Origin of the sequence: Zooshikella harenae (genome assembly GCF_018837975.1) — a bacterium.
In the GTDB taxonomy this organism is placed as follows: domain Bacteria; phylum Pseudomonadota; class Gammaproteobacteria; order Pseudomonadales; family Zooshikellaceae; genus Zooshikella; species Zooshikella harenae.
The window spans coordinates 28,519-34,207 of sequence record NZ_JAGSOY010000050.1 but is presented as its reverse complement, the minus strand read 5'-3'; the positions used below and the strand labels follow the sequence as shown (position 1 = coordinate 34,207).

Below are 5,689 nucleotides of genomic sequence, written 5' to 3'. Positions count from 1 at the left end.
CCGTGCTCAGAGTATAGTTGTGGATCCACAATTACCTAAAAGTGTCTCCAGCAATAGCAAATGGACTAGTTAAGAGTGTTGTAATGACAAGTATTCATCAGTTTATCCGCAAGCTAACCATGAATGATTTGTACGATTGGGCAGGTGCTTCTATTGTTAAGCGTGGTAAAGGCTATATCGATTATGTAGGCGATATTTTTATCACCGAACAAGATGAGTTGATTGCTGAAGTTGAAGGTACTGAGTTTTACGTAACCCGCATACTATTAGATGAAGAAGGCCAATTAACTGGTACTTGTAGCTGTCCTTACTCTGCAAACTGTAAACATGCTGTTGCATTGATTTTGAAAATTGGACAGTATTTGAAAAACGCAAAGGAATTTCCATTACTCACGGAAGATGATGATCTTTATTATGAGCTTTATGGCGATTACGATGAAGATGATGCGTCTTCTCTGGAAATTAATAGCGAAACAACGCTCTCCAGTTATGAGTTACAAGTACATCAAGTACTGATTAAAAAAAGCCATGAAGAACTGTGTGATTTACTAGTTGAAATAACGAATAGATATCCTGAAATAAGAAAAGCAATTCTAGAAAGTCATCGCTTTAATCATAGTAGTGTTAAACAGCAGGTTAAATTATTACACAAAAAAATCAGGGAACTAAGCCGAATCGATGCCTGGTCTAACCACTGGGACAATGACAGTAATATTCCAGATTATGCTCCCGTTCGCATCCAGTTAAAAGCACTATTAAAGCAAGGTCATGCAGATGATGTTCTGCAGCTAGGGGAGTATCTGTGGCAACAGGGCTATAATCAAGCACAAAATGCCAATGACGAAGGTGAAACAGCAAGCGAAATTGGCGAATGCATGGAAATTATTGTACAAGCACTGCCTAATACGAGCCTATCCCCTGTAGATCAACTACTGTGGATTATTGATCGGCAGTTAAATGACGATATTAGGGTATTAGATAATGTCTATAATCTATTCGATTTTTCAAGATACACGCCGACTGACTGGCAACACGTTGCAGATAATCTTATAAATAAATTAAAAGCAATGTCTACGTTATCCGCGAGCAGCAACTTTTCTAAACGTTATTCTCGTAGACAGTTAGTTGAACAGATTATAAAAGCTTTAAAAGCAGGTGAACAATCTGAAAAAATAGTATCTCTACTGGAAACAGAAGTGGAGCAGTGCGAAAATTACCAAGACCTTGTCGATGAATTACTAAGCATCGGTGAAGTCGAAAAAGCCCGACAGTGGTGTATTGATGGTTTTTATAAAACATTGGAGGATTCGCCAGGAATAGCAAACCAACTGCAAAAAAAATTATCTGAGATGGCTAAACAAAACCGTCAATACGACTTAATGGCTGCTTACCATGCGCAAAGCTTTTTTGAGTTGCCTTCTCTAGAGGCCTATCGAAGTTTGCAAAAAGCCTGTGAGAAAGTAAACTGTTGGAATGAGGTACGTAATAAAATTCTAAATTATTTAGAAGTGGGTCAGCGGCCTGATTTAACGGCTAAAAATAATCGTAAACAAGACTGGCCATTACCTAAGCCAGAGGTGCTTTACCCTCAAGAAAGTAAGTTTAAAAGAATTTTTCCTGACTACAGCTTACTCATTACAATAGCCATTCACGAAAAACGTAATGATGATGTGGTTGCATACTACTTAAAAAGCCAAAAAGACAATAGTAACCGATTTTTCAGTCGCTACCACCGCCATCAACAAAATGTTGCAGAAGCCGTTGCTGACACCCACCCCAATATTGCATTAACAATTTGGGACAAAATCGTTGAGTCATTAATTGCTGAAGTAAATGCCAGGTCTTATATAGCAGCCATGGATTATTTACGTAAAATGTATGCAGTGTATAAAAATAATGATCGCATTAAGGAATGGGAAAAGCGTATTGCTAGAATTCGTTCTGAACACAAACCCAAAAAGCGTTTACAGCAAGAATTAAACGCACTTGTTTTCGAAAAAGTGGCTGGATAGGCTATAAATAAGATTCATTGATCTATCTTGCTGATTTTAAAGTCAGAGTTTAATTTTTGCCCATTATTGCGTAATGACGCATTATGTTTTAGTTTAAGTATAAAACGTAAGATGTATTAATTAATAGCAACTAAAGTCTTTTATCTATTGGAAATACAGTGGATCAATAATAACAAAGCCAGGAAAATCCTGGCTTTTTAAAGTCGACTTAAGCGAAGCTACTTAAAAATAACTACATATCCCAATAAGCTTCTTCCAAGCTGTCTTCTCGCTCTGGTAAACCATGAGCTAAGCGTGGTGAGCTTTGCACAAGAATTTCATAACTTACCCGGTTTGCATATTTACAAACTTGAGCAAAAGAAGAATACGTCATGTAATTACGATCGTGCTTACTTGAGCTTGGCATGACTTTAAGGTGGAAACGGTTCGCTGCCATATCATGCAGTAAGGCCGCTAATGCACCATCACCTGCACCATTGGTATTTACAATACGTTCAGGCCCGCCCATAAATGGACTTATGTGCGAAATAACTTTAATAGGCTCTTCGCAATCCTCTTTGAGTAATGGCCGGGAGAATTCGTAACGGTTGTATTCAGGGATAACACCTGACTTTAGCGGGTACTTGGTAATTCTTGCACATTGCTCATCAGTGTAGCCACCAAAGTATAAACCCGCAGGTCCTGCTGTCAGTAGCACCATATCAGCCATGTCTAATAGTTTATCCATGGCACCGAGAGGGTCAGCCTCTCCTGTCAGTGCTTCAGCTTCATCTTCGTTACAGGCAATCAAGTTAACGTGAGCACGAATAAATGCTTCGATTTCATCACGGTACTCAGAAACCATAAAGTGCGTACCCAACGTTAAACCCACAGGTAAGTTTCTGGCTTTGGCAAGCTCAATACTTTTTTCCATTGCCTCATAGATAGTGCCATGCTCACGTGTACGAAACAGGTAAGCATTGAATACAACAGCAGATGCATGCTCAAAAGCTTCTTCAGGAATAGACTCTGGTTTGAGCAAGTCCATGTCTCCAGGCAGAATGACAAAACTACGTTCACTATCAGGTGTTATTAACGTCAATGCCCGGCCAATACTACCTACTGGTTGCATATAGTCTAAGTTAACACGGGTACTGGTCGTTCTGAGGAAGTGGTATGCAGGTGAACCAACATGGATAGGATCAGCCATTACTCCTAGCTGAATCGCAGGAGCGTCAGCTAAGATAGAAAAGTTATGCAATGTGTTACCAATAGTACTACCCGCTTGTTGATTGCAAATTAAGCCTTGGGCAGTTAGATCTGCAAGTATCACTTCCCCCACTTCAGCACTTGGTAATACTGAGGTTCCAGGCTGAATGCCATACTTTTCCATGAATTCATAAGAGACATGGGCTTCTATGTCTACCAGCGTTTGTTCAACACCAACCAAGGGATAGACAGCTTCAGCGATGAGATCACGCTCAGGGGAAAAGGGACGTGGAGTACCCACAGGGAAGTAATGCTTAACTTTGCGCTTGCCTGGAAACTTCATGACTAAAAGACTTATCCGCAAAACGCGCTATTGTAGTGACTTCAACACTTAATGCCAATGGGTAAAGGCCGAAAGATAAAAGCGTTGCTTAATTAACTTCTAGCCTGCTAGACATAACCTGTCTAACAGCTTTTTCTTATACTAGCAGTCCAAAGCACAAAACGTGTTGTTTACTCTTCAACCTCAGCTAAACCAGCGCTTTACAAGAAATATCAATTACTCGGTCCGGCCAGCCTTGAATAAATTCCCGTTCATGAGAAACCAAAATAACAGTTCCCGGATAGCAAATCAGAGCTTCTTTCAAGGCTTGTTTCATTTCTATATCCAGGTGTGTTGTCGGTTCGTCCAGTACCAGCGCATTGGTTTCTTCAACCGCCAAGCAACACAGCTTCACCTTGGTTTGTTCTCCACCGCTTAGTGTATGTATAGGTTGTACTGCTTTACTACCTGCCACTCTAAACTCAGCCAGGTATTTTCGAGCTGTTTTATTGGTAAGCGTGGTATTTGCGGAGCATACCACCTGTACTGGAGTAGATTCAGGGTAAGGCCAATATAACTCTTGAGCAAAGTACCCCCATTTAACTGATTTAGTGATCTCAAGCTGTCCGGAAAGCAGTGGAATTTCGCCAACTAACGACTTAAGTAACGTAGATTTGCCCACTCCATTAAAACCTGCCACTGCAATCTTCTCGCCACGCTGAATATATAAGTTAAGATCTGGCAATAATGGGTAGGTATAACCAATACTTAATTTTCGACTCACAATGACAGTCTGTGCATTGAGTGGAGAGTGTTTAAAAGTAAAATAGTAAGCTTGTTTTTGCCTGTTTATTTCAATTCTATCAATTTTAGCTAACTGTTTTTTTCGACCATTTGCAATCTTTGCATTCACACCAGCACCATTTTTTGCAATATAATTTTCCAGTTTTTGTATTTGGCGCTGCTGAGCATCATATTGGCTTTGCAACTGAAGACGCTCCTGCTCTTTCTGAGACATTGCTTTGGAATAGTGACCTTTATATTTTTTAATTTGTTGATAATCTATATCGCAGATTCCATTTGCAATAGAGTCCAAAAAGCTAATGTCATGAGAAACAACTAAAAAAGCTCCAGCATAATTAGCCAAGAAGTTAGCTAACCACTCTACATGCGCAGTATCCAAAAAGTTCGTGGGTTCATCTAACAGCAAAACCTCAGGTTGCTGAAGTAATAACTTTGCTAGCATTACTTTATGGCACTGTCCTCCACTCAAACTACCCATCTTGCTGGCCATCCCCAAAACATCAATTCCTAAACCAGCGGCAATTTGCTCAATACGATAATTCAAACTATAAAACTGCTCTTTTTCCAGTAAAGACTGCAACTCAGCAGCACGGTTAAGCACTGCAGGGGATGTATCTGTAGCCATCTGTGTATAAAGGTTATTCAAATTTTTTTCTGCTTCAAATAATGTCTCAAAGGCGCTTGATAGAAATTGAAATATGGTTAACTCAGGATCAAAGGTAGTGTGCTGATCCAGATAGCCAATCATAATGTCTGGTTGCCAAAGGATTTCACCTTGATCAGGTAAAAGCTCAGAACGCAGCAATTTAAGTAAAGTACTTTTCCCTACCCCATTCTCTCCCGTTACACCAAGATGTTCCCCATGGTGCAGAGAAAAATTAGCCTGTTGATAAAGACGTTTTTCTGCAATTTGGTATGTCAGGTCTTTTACTATTAGTAAGCTCATATTTTTTTAAACCATAAAAAAAGCCGGTAACTAAGTACCGGCCCAAGGATTTTGCAATTTAATTTATATCTAACTACTGGATATAAAAAAGGCCGGTGATGAGGTGTCATCACCGGCCTTTTACAATTTTTCACAGACAATAAAGTCCCTACGATAAATTACGTATCCTTGTATACCCTTTGTTATGGGTATATTACGCTTCGCTGAGAGTATGTCTGATGAAGATTTCGTTATTTAGGCTCTGAGCAACACTTCATCGTGTATCTGCACAGAGCTTTGCCTTCTTATTAATTTCATTTCGTAAACCATATAATGCTGTATGGTCAATATATAAGACCTTATCCGTATAATCAACTTTTAACCTTGTGCTTGATATCCTCTAAGGCAGTCTCATATAAAAATTTAAAGAGCAAAAAA

General features: G+C 39.4%; 3 protein-coding genes. 1 reads left to right on the top strand and 2 read right to left on the bottom strand.

Annotation, left to right across the window (positions count from 1 at the left end; all coding sequences use genetic code 11):
• Positions 1-83 precede the first annotated feature (83 nt).
• Positions 84-2,012, top strand: coding sequence for an SWIM zinc finger family protein (locus tag KCG35_RS17305; protein WP_215821051.1), 1,929 nt, complete (start codon positions 84-86; stop codon positions 2,010-2,012).
• A 232-nt stretch (positions 2,013-2,244) separates the two neighbouring features.
• Here the strand turns inward: KCG35_RS17305 and KCG35_RS17300 are convergent, their stop codons facing one another.
• Both KCG35_RS17300 and KCG35_RS17295 read right to left on the bottom strand, forming a co-directional pair.
• Complete coding sequence (locus KCG35_RS17300) at positions 2,245-3,543, bottom strand: inosine/guanosine kinase (protein WP_215821050.1); 1,299 nt, start codon at positions 3,541-3,543, stop codon at positions 2,245-2,247.
• A gap of 187 nt (positions 3,544-3,730) precedes the next feature.
• Positions 3,731-5,272 (bottom strand): ABC-F family ATP-binding cassette domain-containing protein, encoded by a 1,542-nt coding sequence (locus KCG35_RS17295; RefSeq protein WP_215821049.1) that lies wholly within the window; start codon positions 5,270-5,272, stop codon positions 3,731-3,733.
• Between the last annotated feature and the right edge of the window lie 417 nt (positions 5,273-5,689).